The sequence below is a fragment of the Gammaproteobacteria bacterium genome, from assembly GCA_035546635.1.
Classification (GTDB): Bacteria; Pseudomonadota; Gammaproteobacteria; order JAURND01; family JAURND01; genus DASZWJ01.
Window position 1 is genome coordinate 126,003 of the sequence record DASZWJ010000046.1, and the last position, 15,493, is coordinate 141,495.

General features: G+C 44.4%; 15 protein-coding genes. 2 read left to right on the forward strand and 13 right to left on the reverse strand.

What is annotated here, in order from left to right; genetic code table 11:
• Positions 1–52 precede the first annotated feature (52 nt).
• Together ftsZ and ftsA are read right to left on the reverse strand one after the other, a co-directional pair.
• Complete coding sequence (gene ftsZ / locus VHE99_12730; GenBank protein HVV69872.1) at positions 53–1,216, reverse strand: cell division protein FtsZ; 1,164 nt, start codon at positions 1,214–1,216, stop codon at positions 53–55.
• A gap of 199 nt (positions 1,217–1,415) precedes the next feature.
• Positions 1,416–2,651, reverse strand: coding sequence for a cell division protein FtsA (ftsA, locus tag VHE99_12735; GenBank protein HVV69873.1), 1,236 nt, complete (start codon positions 2,649–2,651; stop codon positions 1,416–1,418).
• Positions 2,652–2,825: 174 nt separating this feature from the next.
• On the opposite strand from ftsA, the gene VHE99_12740 reads away from it, so the two are divergent.
• Entirely contained in the window at positions 2,826–3,737 is a 912-nt protein-coding gene (locus tag VHE99_12740; protein ID HVV69874.1) for a glycosyltransferase family 9 protein, read from the forward strand.
• A gap of 53 nt (positions 3,738–3,790) precedes the next feature.
• Here the strand turns inward: VHE99_12740 and sucD are convergent, their stop codons facing one another.
• The 6 genes from sucD to VHE99_12770 form a co-directional block, all read right to left on the reverse strand.
• Positions 3,791–4,663, reverse strand: a complete 873-nt coding sequence (gene sucD / locus VHE99_12745; protein HVV69875.1) for a succinate--CoA ligase subunit alpha — start codon at positions 4,661–4,663, stop codon at positions 3,791–3,793.
• A complete protein-coding gene (gene sucC / locus VHE99_12750; GenBank protein HVV69876.1) occupies positions 4,660–5,847 on the reverse strand; it encodes an ADP-forming succinate--CoA ligase subunit beta in 1,188 nt (395 codons plus the stop codon). Before sucC ends, sucD begins: the two co-directional genes overlap by 4 nt.
• 67 nt (positions 5,848–5,914) lie before the next feature.
• Positions 5,915–6,673, reverse strand: a complete 759-nt coding sequence (locus VHE99_12755; protein HVV69877.1) for a slipin family protein — start codon at positions 6,671–6,673, stop codon at positions 5,915–5,917.
• A gap of 53 nt (positions 6,674–6,726) precedes the next feature.
• Positions 6,727–7,497, reverse strand: a complete 771-nt coding sequence (locus VHE99_12760; GenBank protein ID HVV69878.1) for a lysine/arginine/ornithine ABC transporter substrate-binding protein — start codon at positions 7,495–7,497, stop codon at positions 6,727–6,729.
• 33 nt (positions 7,498–7,530) lie between these two features.
• Positions 7,531–8,886: a nodulation protein NfeD gene (locus VHE99_12765; protein ID HVV69879.1), complete on the reverse strand. Its 1,356-nt coding sequence runs from the start codon at positions 8,884–8,886 to the stop codon at positions 7,531–7,533.
• Between the two features lie 126 nt (positions 8,887–9,012).
• Positions 9,013–9,321, reverse strand: a complete 309-nt coding sequence (locus VHE99_12770; protein ID HVV69880.1) for a bacteriophage holin — start codon at positions 9,319–9,321, stop codon at positions 9,013–9,015.
• Positions 9,322–9,509: 188 nt separating this feature from the next.
• Between VHE99_12770 and VHE99_12775 the strand changes: the two genes are divergently transcribed.
• Positions 9,510–10,373 (forward strand): YicC/YloC family endoribonuclease, encoded by an 864-nt coding sequence (locus tag VHE99_12775; GenBank protein HVV69881.1) that lies wholly within the window; start codon positions 9,510–9,512, stop codon positions 10,371–10,373.
• 44 nt (positions 10,374–10,417) lie between these two features.
• On the opposite strand, the gene pfkA is transcribed toward VHE99_12775, so the two are convergent.
• Genes pfkA through VHE99_12800 form a run of 5 tightly spaced genes read right to left on the reverse strand, consistent with a single transcriptional unit; the run spans position 10,418 to position 15,311 of the window.
• Positions 10,418–11,419, reverse strand: coding sequence for a 6-phosphofructokinase (gene pfkA, locus VHE99_12780; protein HVV69882.1), 1,002 nt, complete (start codon positions 11,417–11,419; stop codon positions 10,418–10,420).
• A gap of 45 nt (positions 11,420–11,464) precedes the next feature.
• Entirely contained in the window at positions 11,465–13,108 is a 1,644-nt protein-coding gene (gene ubiB, locus VHE99_12785; protein HVV69883.1) for a ubiquinone biosynthesis regulatory protein kinase UbiB, read from the reverse strand.
• 23 nt (positions 13,109–13,131) lie between these two features.
• Positions 13,132–13,725 (reverse strand): SCP2 sterol-binding domain-containing protein, encoded by a 594-nt coding sequence (locus tag VHE99_12790; GenBank protein ID HVV69884.1) that lies wholly within the window; start codon positions 13,723–13,725, stop codon positions 13,132–13,134.
• Positions 13,726–13,734: 9 nt separating this feature from the next.
• On the reverse strand, positions 13,735–14,502 hold the full coding sequence (gene ubiE / locus VHE99_12795; GenBank protein ID HVV69885.1) for a bifunctional demethylmenaquinone methyltransferase/2-methoxy-6-polyprenyl-1,4-benzoquinol methylase UbiE: 768 nt from the start codon (positions 14,500–14,502) through the stop codon (positions 13,735–13,737).
• A 35-nt stretch (positions 14,503–14,537) separates the two neighbouring features.
• Positions 14,538–15,311: a phosphodiester glycosidase family protein gene (locus VHE99_12800; GenBank protein ID HVV69886.1), complete on the reverse strand. Its 774-nt coding sequence runs from the start codon at positions 15,309–15,311 to the stop codon at positions 14,538–14,540.
• Positions 15,312–15,493 lie beyond the last annotated feature (182 nt).

A 15,493-nucleotide genomic window follows, 5' to 3' on the forward strand; every position in this document is an offset into this window, starting at 1 on the left:
CACCCCCTTTGAAAAAGAGGGTGAGTGGACAAAGGGAGAAAAAAATAGCCTCTTAATCTTCTTCCTGACGCCGTAAAAATGCGGGTATATCCAAATAATCAATATCTTTAGCGCCTAATTCCATCGCTACTTTGGGAGCAGCCGGCTGCTTGCGTATAACAGCGGGACGCTCTAAATTATGGTAATCCATCGTGCCGTCATTTTTAGTACTTTCTATCAGCTTTACCTGCGGTTCTACTGCAGATTTAGCACCTTGGCTACCTTTACCCAACCCGGTCACAACCACCGTCACACGCAGCTCGTCTGTCATCTCAGGATCAATCACTGTGCCTACTACAACAGTAGCGTTTTCTGAGGCAAAAGACTTAATGACATCGCCAACAGCCTCGAACTCACCAATAGACATATCTAAACCTGCTGTGATATTAACCAATACGCCACGCGCATCAGTAATATCAATGTCTTCCAATAGCGGACTGGAGATGGCAGCCTCCGCTGCTTCTTTAGCGCGATTTTCGCCAGCACTGACACCGGTGCCCATCATCGCCATACCCATTTCAGACATCACCGTGCGAACGTCAGCAAAGTCGACGTTAATCAATCCAGGGCGTGTAATGAGTTCGGCAATACCCTGTACCGCACCTAGCAATACATTATTGGCAACCTTGAAGGCATTGAGTAAAGTGATGTTTTTACCAAGAACCGTCAATAATTTGTTATTGGGGATGGTAATGAGTGAATCTACATTTTGCGATAAACTTTGTATGCCATGATCGGCCACTAATAAACGTTTTTTTCCTTCAAATGCAAATGGCTTAGTAACAACCGCCACAGTCAGTATGCCTAATTCTTTGGCCACTTGAGCAAATACGGGCGCTGCTCCCGTGCCAGTGCCACCACCCATGCCGCAGGTAATAAATACCATATCCGAACCCGCAAGTAACTCATGAATCCGCTCACGATTTTCTTCTGCGGCTTTTCGACCTATTTCAGGATCGGCGCCTGCGCCTAAACCTTTAGTGATTTCTTCCCCAAGTTGTAAAATCACTTGGGCACTTGATCTTTTCAGTGCCTGAGCATCAGTGTTAGCGCAGATAAATTCAACACCATCGATGTTTTCTTGCATCATGTGTTCAACTGCGTTACCACCGCCTCCGCCTATCCCTATGACTTTAATGATTGCACTGTGCGGAGAACCCTCAGATAGTTCAAACATCGCCAAATCTCCTAACGTAAAGTAAAAACATTTGCTTTCAGCCTCGCCTATGCTTTTTAAGCCAGTATTTTCTTATCGGCAAATCCGTCGCCATTTTGATGGAATATTTAACTACTCATTGCTGAATAGCTACCTAACTAAAAATGTAACACAACGACTCTCCCCCTTTGAAAAAGTGGGAGAGTCGTTGTCTAAAAAATTAAAAATTGCCCTGAAACCAGGTTTTAACACGTCCCCAAACGCCTTTCATACCATTGCGTACGATCAATTCGGGACGACCTTCATACTGTTGCTGATAGCCATATAGTAACAAACCTACGCTGGTGGCGTATACCGGACTGTCCAGCACATCTGTCAAACCTTTTACATGTTGTGGCATACCTACGCGCACCGGCATATGAAATACGGATTCGGCTAATTCTGCAGCACCCGCGACTGCGCTTGCGCCACCGGTTAATACAATACCTGAAGCGACTAACTCTTCTAAGCCACTGCGACGCAATTCCGCCAATACCAAGGCAAATAACTCTTCATAACGTGCATTGATAACTTCAGACAGGACTTTTCGAGATAATTGCCGTGGTGCACGTTTAGTGACGCTTGGCACTTCGAAAGTATCTGTTTCATCAATTGATTGAAGTAGCGCGCAACCATAATTAATCTTAATTTCTTCAGCATGTTTCGTGGGTGTGCGCAATGCAACAGCAATATCATTGGTTACTTGATCGCCTGCAATTGGAATAACCGCCGTATGGCGGATGGCGCCTGCGGTAAAGACTGCAATATCAGTGGTACCACCACCAATATCAATCATACATACGCCCAATTCTTTTTCGTCCTCAGACAGTACAGCATAGCTGGATGCTAACTGTTCTAGGATAATATCTTCAACTTGTAAGCCACAACGCTGTACACATTTCACCAAATTCTGTGCAGCGCTTACCGCGCCTGTGACAATATGCACTTTAGCCTCTAAACGCACACCGGACATTCCAACTGGTTCGCGAATGCCTTCTTGGCTATCAATGGCATATTCTTGTGGCAGGATATGTAGAATGCGTTGATCGGCGGGAATAGCCACCGCTTTGGCCGCATCAATCACACGGTCGATATCCGCAGCTAATACTTCTTTGTCGCGTATTGCAATCATGCCATGTGAATTTAAACTGCGCACATGGCTGCCGGCAATGCCGGTATAAGCTGAATGAATTTCACAACCTGCCATCAATTCAGCTTCTTCAATCGCGCGCTGGATCGAGGATACAGTTGCTTCGATATTAACCACAACGCCGCGTTTCAAGCCATAAGAGGGGTGTGAACCGATGCCGATGACTTCAATATGTCCTTCGGAACTCACCTCAGCAACTAAGGCAACAACTTTTGAAGTCCCAACGTCCAATCCGACGATGAGATTCTTGGGAACTTTTTTGGGCATATCCACCTGCCTGGCCTACGATTATGACATTGCTGTGCATCATATTACCAAAATTACAAGCAAGCAATCATATTTAGCTAAATATGCATGTTTTTGTATCTTCATGGAATTATCTGCTACTATTTCCTTCCCACTCAGGGAACAGAATAGTGATTTAAATGGGAATTTACCTGAATGATTAATGCCTTAAAATCAGCCAAACATATTGGCTTTATCATGTCGCCCAGCTTAGGCGATGCTTTGTTTTCTATGATTATTCCACATAATCTGAATCGTCATGGCTACAGAGTCACTGTGTTCAATAATTTTTTATATGCCTTGCGCTCCTGGTTTCCTGATGCAGACATACAGCCCTGGCCGCAGATTGAAGTCAGCCGTGAGATATTAAAATCTTTTGATTTATTGTTGTATGTCTATCACTACAATGATAAGAAACTACATGCAAAAGAATGGCATCCAAATATCGTATTTTTAAATGACTACCCAGTTTATCATCGGGCGATTTCTATGGCTGATATTCAGATCGCAATTTGTAAAGAATTATTCAGCTTATCTGAAGTGCAACATAACAATGGTATGTTAAGACATCCAGATGCAAAGTTTCGCTCCAAACCGCGACAAGTGGCGATACATCCTACCGGTGCTTCACCAGATAAACATTGGTTACCCAAAAAATTTGTCGCCTTAGCTGAACAGTTACAAACGCGCGGGTTTGATCCAATTTTTTTAGTCTCTCCCAAAGAAAAAGAGTTAACGAGCTGGGTTCTGGATCACGGGCTTAAAAGAATAGAACCCACCTCTATCGATGTGGTTGCACAGCACATCTATGAATCAGGGTGGTTTATAGGTAGCGATTCTGGCCTAGGTCACTTGGCCTCTAGTCTTGGCATTCCGACCATCACACTAATGGCTAGACACAGTATTTGTCGACGGTGGCGTCCTAGTTTTGCCCCCAACAAAGTATTATTGCCGCCATTCCCTATGTTATTTAAATCCTGGAAAGCAAAATACTGGAAACATTTTGTGTCTGTGCAAAGTGTATTAAAGGCTTTTCTGCAACTGACACAAGAGCATCCTGTTTCATAAATCACCAAAGCTGTCATCCATCCCTTACAGTCAGGATGACAGTCCGAATGGCTTCACCACCCCATCACCTCACCCACCTTTTTGCCTATCTCAGCTGGTGATTTCACAGTATGCACCCCTGCTGCCTCTAATGCTGCAAACTTATCAGCTGCAGTTCCTTTACCACCCGCGATAATTGCGCCGGCATGTCCCATACGTTTACCGGCTGGCGCTGTCACACCAGCAATATAGGAAACAACTGGCTTAGTCACATTATGCCGGATAAATTCAGCCGCTTCTTCTTCGGCACTCCCACCAATTTCGCCCACCATGATAATGGCTTCCGTTTGTGGATCGTGTTCAAACAATTTCAATACATCAATAAAACTCATGCCGGGTATAGGGTCGCCGCCAATACCTACGCAAGTGCTTTGACCATAACCTAGGTCCGTGGTTTGTTTCACAGCTTCATAAGTCAAGGTACCTGAGCGAGATACAATACCCACCTTGCCTGGTTGATGGATATTTCCCGGCATGATACCAATTTTCGCTTGACCTGGCGTGATGATGCCAGGACAGTTAGGTCCAATCAAACGTACACCTTTTTTAGTAATATAATCCTTAACCACCAGCATATCTAAGACTGGTACGCCCTCAGTGATGCACACAACCAATGGGATGCCGGCATCCACTGCTTCAATAATGGAATCCTGACAAAAAGGCGCAGGCACATAAATCACCGACGCATTCGCTGATGTTGCTCTCACAGCATCACGCACTGTGTCAAATACCGGCAACCCTAAATGTTTTTCTCCACCACGACCTGGGGTGATACCACCCACCATTTGTGTACCATAGGCAATCGCTTGTTCTGAATGAAATGTCCCCTGTTTACCAGTAAATCCCTGACAAAGAACGCGTGTGTTTTTATCTAATAATATACTCATGTCAGTGCTCCTTCTTTAAAGCTCTCTTTAACTACTTTCACAACCTGCACCGCAGCATCGGCAAAACTTTTGGCTGGGATGATATTCAATTTGCTTTCACTTAATTTACGTGCACCCAAATCAGCATTATTACCTTCCAGGCGTACGACAACCGGCAGATGCGTACCAACTTCCGCCACTGCCGCCATAATACCATCAGCAATCAAATCACAACGCACAATGCCTCCAAAAATATTCACCAATATGCCTTTGACCTTGGGATCAGATAGAATAATTTTAAATGCTTCCGTGACACGTTCCTTGGTAGCTCCACCTCCTACATCCAGGAAATTGGCAGGATTACCGCCATTGAGCTTAATCAAATCCATAGTCGCCATAGCCAAACCCGCACCATTGACCATGCAGCCAATGTCACCATCCAGCGCGATATAATTGAGATCAGCTTGCTGTGCTCGTGTTTCACGTTCATCTTCTTGAGAAGTATCACGCATTTCACGAAGCTCAGTCTGACGATATAAGGCATTGTCATCTATATTGACTTTACCATCTAAACACAATAAATCCCCACTTTTGGTCACAACTAGCGGGTTGATCTCCAATAAACTAAGATCTTGTTCAATAAACATTTTATACAGGCCGCGCAAAAGGGGCACAAACTGCTTAATTTGTTCCGGCGAAAGCTTCAGAGCAAACCCCAATTCACGGCACTGATAAGGTTGCAAACCAACCAGTGGATCAATGGCAACGGTGATTATTTTTTCCGGCGTTTCATGTGCTACCTTTTCAATTTCCACACCACCTTCAGTGGATGCCATTATCACCAGGCGCTGCTGTGCACGATCAATTACTGCACCCAAATATAATTCACGCGCAATTTCACAGGGCTGTTCCACCAATACCTGGTTCACCGGCTGGCCGTGTTCTGTCGTCTGATAAGTCACTAAACGGGTTCCTAGCAAATCTTTAACCGCTTGTTTGAGCTCTTCTTTGCTATTCACGATACGCACGCCGCCCGCTTTACCTCGACCGCCGGCATGCACCTGGGCTTTAACTACCCAGCGATTACCGCCAATTTTATTGGCAAGATCGACTACTTCTTCAGTACTGTATGCCACTTCCCTGGGCGGCACGGGTAAACCGTACTTGGCAAATAGATGTTTCGCTTGATATTCGTGTAAGTTCATTTAACTCCTCCAAGGGTGACAGAAAAGCTATCATTCTGCATTTATGCAGAAAATGATAACTCATGATTTAATCGTTTTTTTTATTCAATGCAGCCTGCAGTGCTGAAATAAAATCTATAGGGACAGGGAAAATCACTGTAGAAGTTTTATCGCCAGCCAAATCCAGTAAAGTCTGTAAATAACGCAACAAAATAGCTTGCGGCTGCTGCGCTAGCACTTGCGCAGCTTCAAGCAACTTTGCAGAAGCTTGTAATTCTCCCTCGGCATTGATGACTTTAGCACGCCGCTCCCGCTCTGCTTCAGCCTGTCGTGCAATCGCCCGGATCATACTTTCATTAATGTCGACATGCTTGATTTCAACCACGCTGACTTTAATTCCCCAGGCATAAGTCTGTTCATCTAAAATCTTCTGAATTGCCGAATTCAGCATTTCACGTTGCGATAGCATATCATCCAATTCATGCTGGCCAAGCACCGAACGCAAGGTAGTCTGCGCCAATTGACTGGTCGCTTCATAAAAATTCTCAATCTGTATGACAGAACGCTCGGGATCTATCACCCGAAAATACACCACCGCACTCACCCGCACCGAGACATTATCTTTAGAAATCACATCCTGCGGTGGAATATCCATCACCACAGTACGCAAGTCAATGCGCATCATCTGCTGCACGATGGGCACCAAAATAATTAAACCTGGGCCTTTCACCTTCCAGAATCGTCCCAGGGTAAAAATTACCGCTCTTTCATACTCTTTCAATACGCGTAATGCGCTGAATAAAAATAATATGATGATAATGATTAATACATAGATAGCATAATTCATTATGTCTCTCCTTGAAATCCATTTTATGTACCCCCTTTTTCAAAGGGGGCAACTCACTGTTGTTTAAAATAAGCATCCACAATCTTTTGCCAAGTCCCATTGGCTTTTATTTCCGCCAATGCCTTATTGAAGGCATCCAATAATTCTTTATTGCCTTTTTTCACCGCAATCCCATAACCCACCCCAAAAAATGCTGGGTCATCTATTGCAGGCCCAGTGAATACATATTTCTTGTTTAAACCACGCTGGCGTAGCCATTCTGCAGTTACTGGCGTATCACCTAAAACTGTGTCAACTCTGCCGGCCGCCAGATCCAAAAGTGCTTCTTGTTGATTAGGATAAGTCTTGATAGTGACAATTTTGCCGTACTTCGCCTCCAGATATTTCGAGGAAGTCGTACCAATCTGCACCCCTACAACCTTGCCTTTTAAACCTTCTGGCGAAATAACTAACTGACTGCCCACAGGCACTACAAAATGCGCAGTTGTGGCAAAGTAAGGTTGGGTAAAATCCACCTGCTGTTGACGCTCAGGTGTGATAGACATAGCACTAATAATCGCCTGAAATTTCCCCAGCTTGAGACTCGGAATCAAGCTAACCCAGGGCTGGTTACTATAAGTACATTTCACTTTCATGAGTTGACACATGGCATTAACCATATCAATCTCAAAACCTTTAACTTGTCCTGAAGCATCCATATATTCAAACGGCGGGAAAGTCGCCTCAGTGGCAAAATTAATAGTCTCCGGTATAGCTGCCCTAAGCGGTGAACACATGAGATAGAGTACTACCGCAGCACCAATAGCCAGTATTTTTTTTAGCATGAATGAATCTCCATTTTGGTATAGAGGGAAGGCTCAAGATGGCAGCCTTTTCCCAGCTTCTTGTGGAGCCACAAATAATACCAGCCCTTGCCTACCTGTGACGATAACTTTTTGATTTAATGACAATGGCGCACTGGATCGCACCTGCCACAATTCTCCGGCAAGACGCATCCATACACCTGCCTCATCTATTCTTTCAATTACCCCACAACTCCCAATCAATTCTTCACGCCCGCTAACGATTGGACGAAACCGTGCTCGCATGGCTAAACCCACAATTACCAAAAAGAAAATTACCGTAACCACAGTGACAGTGATGATAACTGACCAAGCGATACTAAAGCCCACTGTCCCGGTCCCAAATAGTAAAATAGAGCCAAATATAAACGCGATAATCCCCCCTACCGCTAACACACCACTAGTAAAAAACACCTCAGCAATCAAAAAAGCAATGCCGGATAAAATTAAAGCCAAACCCGCGTAATTGATAGGTAATAACTGAAAAGCATATAAAGCCAATAACAACGCAATCAACCCGGCAACCCCTGGCAACACGAACCCAGGATTTAAAAATTCAAAAAATAACCCATAAATACCGACTAAAAGTAAAATATAAGCCACATTAGGATTGGTAATCACTGCCAAAAGACGCGTACGCCAATTCTCTGTTTGCGCCACCACTTTGAGACCTTTCGTATGCAGCACCAATTTTTGCCCTTGCAACAATACGGTTTTACCATCAATTTCTTGCAGTAAGCTTTGTATGTCTGGCGCAATCACATTGATAACTCCAGACTTAAGCGCCTCAAGATCAGTCAAGCTAGCAGACTGTTGTATGGCTTTTTCCGTCCAAGGGATATTACGCCCACGCAACTCAGCTAAACTGCGCAGATAAGCCAGAGCGTCATTTTTCACTTTACGTTCTTCGGTGGTTTCTACTGGTACAGTTTTCCCAGCATTTCCCTCACCGCCCAGGGCACTGAGACTCACGGGGGTCGCCGCACCGACATTAGTTCCCGGTGCCATAGCAGCAATATGGCTAGCATATAGGATATAAGTTCCCGCACTGGCCGCGCGTGCACCACTAGGTGCGACATAAGTAATGATTGGAGCAGGGGAAGCAATAATATCGCGGATTATTTCCCGCATCGCGGTATCTAAACCGCCTGGTGTGTCTAATTGGATAATCACCGCACTGCTGCCGGTGTTTTTAGCAGCCTCAATACCACTTTTGACATAATCCACAGTTGCAGGACCAATAGCCTCTTTTATGGTTAAAAGTATCACGGTTTTCTGGGAAGCTACGGGATTTTGGGCACTGATTAGAGTCAAAAAAAACCCAACTAATGCTATCAAACATAGCCCTTTAATTAAAATCCATTTCTGCATGGCTTTCCTTCCTCTAACCAATAATCTTTTCCGATCTTCCTCTTTGAAAGGAGCATCTTCCCCCTTTTTTAAAGGGGAAGATATCAAGATCAACTTCGAGATTCAGCATGTCCTTTTGCCTTTTGTTTATTTCAACTCGCCCTTATTTTCTAGTGTGCTTGCTTTGCAGGTTCCGCACTTCCCTAAAAAGCAGTTATAAAGCGCTGCTAGGATAACCCCAAAAATGAAGCAATCCAAAAAACCCCAAATTGCCCCTAATATACTGCCCAAAAATGTAGCACTATAACCTATATATAGGGATGATAGCATTGTCACATAACCCACTCCATAACCACGCATAGCAAACAATCCTACAATAAACATGGAAATTGCGCCTAGGATGCCAAAAGCAAAGCCAAACGCCAACACATGTAGTTTTGTATATTTCGCATACATAAATTTACCCTCCATTTTACCTTTTCTACTATAATTATAGTCCTTAAGTTAATCCCAGACTGTTTCACCCCCTTTGAAGAAGGGGGTGGGAACTATTTAAAAGAGGCTTGAAGCGTTTAAGATTCAGGTATAAAGTACGGCCGCCCTACACTGTTTGGTATTCCACAATCCAAAGCCTTGAGGATTCTATGATTCATAGCATGACTGCATTTACCCGCCATGGTTTGCAACAAGACTGGGGGGTGATTACCTGGGAATTACGTACTGTAAATCATCGTTATTTCGAGTTAGATTTCAGGTTACCTGAATCCTTGCGTGAGCTGGAAATGCCACTTAGAGAACGTGCATCGCATTACTTACACCGGGGCAAAGTTGAATGCCATCTTAAATATAAACCCACCGAAGCCAATGCCGGCTTCTCGATTAACCAAGATTTAATTCAGCAATTAGCTAAAGCCGGTCAAGAAGTAAGATCCCTATGGGGTGATAACATGACAACTTCCGTTACCAGTGTTTTATCCTGGCCGGGGGTATTACAAAGTGTAGAATTAGATAAAGAAGCGCTGCATCAAAGTGTGCTTACCCTGTTTGACACTGCATTACGCGAAATTGGTATGATACGACAGCGCGAAGGCCTTGCATTACAACAGCGTATTGAAGAACGACTCAAACAAGTCTTAGTCGAAGTTGACCACATCAAACAGCGCTTACCGGTAGTCTTTACACATCAACGCCATAAAATTCAAGCGCGTATTGAAGAATTCAAGCTCGCTATTGACCCGCAACGCCTAGAAGAAGAAGTGTTGCAATTAATGCAAAAAATGGATATCAGCGAAGAAGTAGAACGTTTGGAAATTCACGTCGATGAAGTGTACCAGTCGCTCAAAACCAAGGGCGCAGTTGGAAGACGCCTGGATTTTCTGATGCAGGAATTGCACCGCGAAGCCAATACCTTAGGGTCCAAATCCGCCGACGCCGAAGTGACTCATGCCGCCATCCGACTGAAAGTGTTGATCGAACAAATGCGTGAACAGGTGCAGAATGTGGAATAAGCTCTCTGTCATCCTTCGCAGCGCTCAGGATGACATTCATTCACTCACATCCCACAAATAATCTGATTAATTTTCATCAGCTCCACTTCTTCATCAAAACGCTTTTCATCAAAACGTCTGGCACCTTTGGCTGGATCAGGAAATGCAACTGGAATCAATTGGTCCTTACTGACAGCAATCATTTTCTGAGTATCACCGCGCAGCAAATGCTCTACAGCATGATATCCCATCAATGAAGCCATCTTGCGGTCTTTGACTGTTGGCTCACCGCCCCGTTGTATATGACCCAGCACACAAACCTTGTAAGAAATATCGCTCAATTGCTTGATTTTTTCAGCAATAGCAAAGCTCCTGCCCGTTGTTTCCGCCTCAGCTACCACGATAATAGATGCCAATTTCCTACGTGGACGACTCTGAATCCGCTGCACCAAATCCTCTACGCTGATAGGCACCTCAGGAATTAAAATAAACTCAGCCCCACCGGCAATACCAACCTCAACGGCTAAAAACCCAGCCGCACGTCCCATCACCTCTACCAGGAAGTGTCGATTCAAGCTAAATGCCGTATCACGAATCTTATCAATCGCTTGAAGTGCTGTATTACAGGCCGTATCAAAACCAATGGTATATTCAGTGCCAACAATATCATTATCGATGGTACAAGGAATGCCCATGGTTTTCGGACCGCCTTCTTGCTCCAACATAAAGGCCCCACGAAAACTACCATCACCTCCTAGCACCACCATTGCATCAATGCCTAAAGCCTGCAAATATTCGCGGCATTTATCCCGCACCGGCTTTTGTAAAAATGCTTCACAACGGTCGGTTTTTAAAATCGTACCGCCACGCTGGATGGAGTTTGCGACATCCCGTGATGTCAGTGGAAATACATTTTGTTCAATTAAACCCTTGTAACCACCCTCACACCCATAAACCTCAATACCATTAGCAATCGCCGTACGCAGCACCGCACGAATCCCCGCATTCATTCCAGGCGCATCACCACCAGATGTAATGATAAGTAATTTTTTAATTTTGTTTGTCATATAACACCTAAATTAGCCGTGGCGGCTGTTAGAGGAATAAATACTTTATATTTTAATTGGCAACCACGCCAACCCCAGCAATACCAAACCCACAACGCCTGTTACTTCAAACCACACATGCGGCAGCCCAGAAACCGCAAAATAACTGCCCCCGGCAATAGCCAACACTGACAACCCAGCCCCCACAAAAAAATATTTGAAACCCGACGATTTCTTAGCGACTGGTTGCATCCGTTCCTGCCATTTTTGCGCCGTCAGCTGATCTTTTTCATGGGTCAAAATCTCTCGACACAACTGAGGAATAGCCACTAAGTTTTCCATGAGCTGCGGTGTTTGCATATAAAAATTTTTCAATACTTGCTTAGCACTATAGCGTTTACGCACAGAGCGTTCCAAAATCGGTTTAGCTGTAGCCCATAAATCCAGCTGCGGATATAACTTACGACCCAAACCCTCAATATTTAACAAGGTTTTCTGTAACAAAAAAAGCTGCGGCTGCACTTGCATTTTAAAACGACTGGCCGTCTGAAATAAGCGCAATAACAATTGTCCAAAAGAAATATCTCGCAAGGGCTTTTCAAATACCGGCTCACACACACTACGTATGGCCACCTCAAATTCCTCAACACGCGTTGTGGGCGGCACCCAGCCAGATTCTACATGCAACACGGCCACCTGCCGATAATCACGTTTAAAAAACGCAACCAGGTTTTCAGCTAAATAATGCTGATCTTTAGGACTGAGAATACCCATAATGCCAAAATCTATCGCAATATATTGCGGATCTTCTGGATGCTCTTTGGCAACAAAAATATTTCCTGGATGCATATCGGCATGAAAAAAACTATCACGAAACACTTGGGTGAAAAACACTTCTACCCCACGCTCAGCCAGTTTTTTCAAATCCACCCCTTGCGCAATCAAAGCCTCCTTATCCGATACTGGAATGCCCGAAATATGCTCCATGGTGATCACATTGATAAGGGTGTAATCCCAAAAAATTTCTGGCACATACAATAAGGGTGAGTTTTGAAAATTTCGTCGCAGTTGTGAGGCATTAGCTGCCTCACGCATAAAATCTAACTCATCGAGAATCGTGCGTTCAAATTCAGCAACGAGCTCTACCGCACGCAATCTTTTACCGTGTGACCAAAAGCGTTCAGTCAGCCTAGCCACGGTATACATTAATCCCACATCGCGGCGGATAATTTTCTCGATGCCAGGTCTCAAGATTTTCACCACTACTTTTTTGCCGTCAGGCAAAACGGCTTTATGCACCTGAGCAATTGAAGCAGATGCAAAAGGTTCCGCTGAAAATTCGGCAAACACCTCTGACAATGGCCGGCCATAAGCTTGTTCTAAAACTTTACGCGCCAAAGTCGCAGAAAAAGGCGGCACTTGATCCTGGAGTTTTTCTAACTCTTGAATAATATCATCAGGTAATAAGTCCGGGCGGGTGGACAATATTTGTCCAAACTTGACAAATATAGGACCTAACGCCTGGAGCGCCAGACGCACTGATTCCCCACGCGTCTGATGTTTAGGCCGCCCCCAATTCCAGGGATTTAAATAACTTAAGAATTTAAGCGGCGAAAATACCGGCGCAGACAATACCACACGATCCACTCCGTGTCTGGCCATCACATAATTGATATAAAACAGTCTTAACAGTTGACTAGGGCGATGCATGGTTTGTTCAATTACTCCTATAGCTATCCATTATTTATCCTGCGCACCCTAGCTTCAATCCGTTCAATGTCATTATTCAACAGATAGACATCCGTATAAAAATCTTCGATTTCCTGCCGAGGCGGCAATAAACGCAATTCTTCCTGCAGATAGCCACCGAGATTCTGGCGCGCCTGGCTCATGGCTTCTTTACCCCAATGCACGACACGCTTCACCATGCGGCCAATTTGATGAGCCACTACATCACCGGTTAGGTGTGACAATGGCTCTTCCCAATCCAGTTGGCTGTTTCTGACAATCTGGCTTAAGGTTTGCGCCAATTCCACATCACCGGTAATGGTCAAACTGCTTGCTAAGCGTACCTTTTCTTCCGGTGTCGCAATACCCATACGCAGCAAAGCCCAAGGAGAACCTGCAATGGTAGCATGCACTTCACCCGCATAATGATTTTTAAGGCTGATGCCATTTGAGTCTGGGCATAGATAAAATACAAGATTCCAACCTGTCACTTCCATCTTGACGACTTTTCCCGCAAGTGCGGTAACGCGCGCTAGTGTTTCTGGATCCCAGCGCAAATAGGTACTAAGTGCTCGCTCTAATACAACCGTTAATAACATTGATCTTCCTCAGCTTTTATAGCCACGATGTATCGCCACAATCCCCCCAGTAAGATTGTGATAGTCACAATTTTCAAAACCTGCTGTTTCCAACATCACCCTCAGGGTTTCTTGATTCGGATGTTTACGAACCGATTCTGCTAAATAACGGTAGCTATCCGCATCTTTTGCCACCATTTGACCCAAAAATGGCAGCATCTTAAATGACCAGGCATCATATAAAGAGGCTAATCCCGGCACTGTGACTTTGGAAAATTCTAAAATAAGTGCCTTACCCCCAGGCTTTAAGACACGATACATTTCTTTAAGCGCAATTTCCTTATGCGTCACATTGCGCAAACCAAAAGCGATGGTTATCAAATCAAAATGATTATCAGGAAAGGGTAGTGCTTCAGCATTGACCTGCGCATAGCTAATATTACCCACAATACCCTTATCAATTAATCGCTCCCGCCCTTTTTTTAGCATGGCCTCATTGATATCTGCCAACACCACAGCACCTTGTGAACCCACTTTTTTGGCAAATTGTTTAGCTAAATCACCTGTACCACCCGCCAAATCTAAAACTTGTTGACCCGCTCTAACATTTGCTAATTCCACAGTATAGCGTTTCCATAATCTGTGCACCCCAAGCGACATTAAATCATTCATCATGTCATATTTATCGGCCACAGAATGAAACACTTGCGCTACTTTGGCGGTTTTTTCAGCAAATGAAACTTGCTGGTAGCCAAAATCAGTGGATTGGGTTTTTTCTGAAGGATCATCAGGCTTCATGCGAAGTTATCTCAGTAGTTTTGTTGAATTTGTCTTCATTCCTGCCCTTGCCGCGGCATGACGAGAATTGCATCAGCGACAGGTGCATAACTTGGCACCTGCAGTGCTAAGTTTTTCAATCGTGTATATAACTGCGTCGAGTGACCCCCGTCTAGATTGATGGCAGCTATACACGCCAAACCGCCATTTGCAGAAGACCTGCGCATAATATCCGCCAAACCTGCCGTTGATAACAACACATTATCAGTCGCCAACAAAATAACCTGACCCTGCTCTGTGATGCCCAATGCTGTACGGAAATCAATATTCGGACTTAACCCAGGAATAACGCCATCAACCAGTAATCGCGGACCCGCTTGAATAGCGAAATCGCTGAGTGTATTGGGTTTATAAGCATTTCTAGCCACAATATGTGCTTGTTGCCCAACGATATAAAACACACCCCACCATGGCGTACCTTTTAAAGGATTCAGTTCCTGACCTTCACTGATGCGTAACCCCAATGGCTTGAATTCGGGCGAAAAAAATCCGCCATTCACTGCGATGACAGCGCCTTGTTGCTGCATCAACTCTGGAATCTGACTGGTTTGATCCGCTTTTTGAGTCAACGCCAATTTAAAATTATAGTATTTCAGATCAATCCGAAAGGCATGTATAGATCCCCCTGGAAATCCCGGGAAATCACTGATACGCGTATACTCAAGTCCTGGCTGCACAGTTTGCCAACGGGTGGGCTCTGCCCAAATACTGACAGAAGCTATGACACACCAAACCATTAAAAAGATATTTATGAATTGCCTTAACCGCATATCACAGTACTCCTGGGCTTGGTTTCAAACATCCTTTTTTTATATGTCCCTTCTAATTGTAACTACTCCCGCGTCGTCCCAGCATCCACGCCAGACTGACGCTCTAAATAGGTGTGAGTAGCTCGCTTTAATTTTAAATTACTCTTAAAACTCTTATTATGCATAATTTTCATGGCATAATA